Origin of the sequence: Shigella sp. FC1661, from assembly GCF_001712525.1 — a bacterium.
Classification (GTDB): Bacteria; Pseudomonadota; Gammaproteobacteria; order Enterobacterales; family Enterobacteriaceae; genus Escherichia; species Escherichia coli.
Map to the genome: position 1 here is coordinate 1 of NZ_MDGW01000354.1, position 1,178 is coordinate 1,178.

Here is a 1,178-nt window from a genome sequence, read left to right on the forward strand (position 1 = left end):
GGCTACGCCATGGGAGAGCGCATGACAAAAGAGCTGACAGGTAAAGCCCTGTTTATGGCGCTCAGGAGCCAGCGCCCACCTGCCGGGCTAATCCACCACTCTGATCGAGGTTCACAGTACTGCGCATACGATTACCGGGTCATACAGGAGCAGTCTGGTCTGAAAACATCAATGTCGCGTAAAGGTCACTGTTACGACAACGCTCCGATGGAAAGCTTCTGGGGAACGCTGAAAAATGAGAGCCTGAGCCACTATCGTTTTAATAACCGGGATGAAGCCATCTCAGTAATACGGGAATACATTGAGATTTTCTACAATCGTCAGCGTCGTCACTCTCGTCTGGGGAATATCTCCCCGGCAGCCTTCAGGGAAAAATATCATCAGATGGCTGCTTAAAAAAAGAACAAATGGTAGTGTTCGCTATTGCCAGTACACCTCAGGTTCCCCGCCAGTTGCGACAGTCTCGTCATCGTCGCCCGTTACCGGAGCATCTGCCCCGCGAAATAAATCGCCTGGAGCCAGAAGAAAGCTGTTGCCCGGAGTGTGGCGGTGAGCTGGATTATCTGGGGGAAGTCAGCGCAGAACAACTGGAACTGGTGAGCAGCGCTCTGAAAGTGATCCGCACAGAACGGGTAAAAAAAGCCTGTACAAAATGTGACTGCATCGTTGAAGCACCGGCACCATCCCGTCCGATAGAGCGTGGTATCGCGGGCCCGGGGTTACTTGCCCGCGTGTTAACGGGAAAATACTGCGAACACCTGCCACTGTATCGTCAGAGTGAAATTTTTGCCCGTCAGGGTGTCGAACTGAGCCGTGCATTACTCTCCAACTGGGTTGACGCGTGCTGCCAGTTAATGACGCCGCTGAATGATGCTCTGTACCGTTATGTGATGAACAGCCGCAAAGTTCACACTGATGACACACCAGTAAAAGTGCTGGCACCGGGCAGGAAGAAGGCGAAAACAGGATATATCTGGACGTATGTCCGGGATGACAGGAATGCCGGTTCGCCAGAGCCTCCGGCGGTCTGGTTCGCCTACTCACCGGACCATCAGGGTAAACATCCGGAGCAGCACCTTAGTCCCTTCCGGGGTATCCTGCAGGCAGATGCGTTTAATGGTTACGATCGGCTGTTCAGTGCCGAACGAGAAGGCGGCGCGTTGACGGAAGCAGGATGC

1 protein-coding gene and 1 pseudogene are annotated in these 1,178 nt (G+C 53.7%); both read left to right on the forward strand.

The window, feature by feature from the left end; translation table 11 throughout:
* Positions 1 to 396, forward strand: a 396-nt coding sequence (locus BFF42_RS17815) for an IS3 family transposase (RefSeq protein WP_052968043.1), incomplete at its 5' end; no start/stop codon positions are given.
* Between the two features lie 38 nt (positions 397 to 434).
* Positions 435 to 1,178: pseudogene (gene tnpC, locus BFF42_RS17820) on the forward strand (IS66 family transposase); the annotation flags it as partial.